We start from the raw sequence: 1,046 nt of genomic DNA on the forward strand, positions 1-1,046 counted from the left end.
CGTAAGCTTCCCCTGGAAATAGACACTTGAAAAGTAGAGCTTTCTGGCATTATTTAACGCCAGGAGGTTTCACATGAAGAAGTCACGGTTCACTGAGACACAGATCGTCTCGATCCTCAAGGAGGCTGACGCCGGAGTTCAGGTGAAGGACATCTGCCGAAAGCACGGCATCTCCGAACCCACCTACTACAACTGGAAGTCCAAGTACGGCGGCATGGAGGCTTCCGATCTCAAGCGTATGAAGGAGATGGAAGCAGAACTGTCGCGGCTCAAACGGATGTACGCCGACCTTGCGCTGGAGAACCATGCGCTTAAGGACCTGATCGAAAAAAAGCTCTAGGGCCGCAGGCGAAACGCGAAGCAGTCTTTCACCTGGTCGAAGAACACAAGCTGACCGTGCAGCAAAGTTGTTCCTGTGTCGGCATTTCCCGTGCGGCCTTCTACAGAGTTCCCAAACCCGCGACTGAGCGTGATGGTCACGTCATCGAGGCCTTGAACAAGCTGATGGAGCGTCATCCTCGCTGGGGTTTCTGGAAGTCGTTCAAGGCCCTGCGCCGTACCGGTCACATATGGAACCACAAACGTGTCTACCGGGTCTACTGCGACCTTCGCCTTAACCTGAAGCGTAGGGCGAAGAAACGGCTGCCGAAGCGAATCAAACGACCTCTATGGGTGCCTCAACAACCAAACCAGGTGTGGTCGGCAGATTTCATGAGCGACACGCTCTACTGTGGCAAGACGTTTCGCACCTTCAATGTCATCGACGATTTCAACCGCGAGTGCCTTGCTATCGAGATAGACACCTCGATTACAGGTAGGCGACTCATTCGCGTCTTCGAGCGGTTAAGGCAGGAACGCGGACTGCCTCACGTGTTGAGAACTGATAACGGCCCCGAGTTCCTCAGTGGCGACTTCGTTGCCTGGGCAGAGGCTGCAGGCATGATGATCCACTACATCCAACCTGGTGAACCGAACCAGAACGCTTACATCGAGAGGTTCAACCGCACCTATCGAGAGGAGATCCTGAGCCTGTATGTTTTCCAGAG

1 pseudogene is annotated in these 1,046 nt (G+C 54.2%); it reads left to right on the forward strand.

Features of this window, described 5'->3' with window-relative positions:
* Positions 1–73: 73 nt before the first annotated feature.
* Positions 74–1,046, forward strand: a pseudogene (locus KI809_RS20335) (IS3 family transposase); the annotation flags it as partial.

Origin of the sequence: Geoanaerobacter pelophilus, assembly GCF_018476885.1 — a bacterium.
GTDB lineage: Bacteria > Desulfobacterota > Desulfuromonadia > Geobacterales > DSM-12255 > Geoanaerobacter > Geoanaerobacter pelophilus.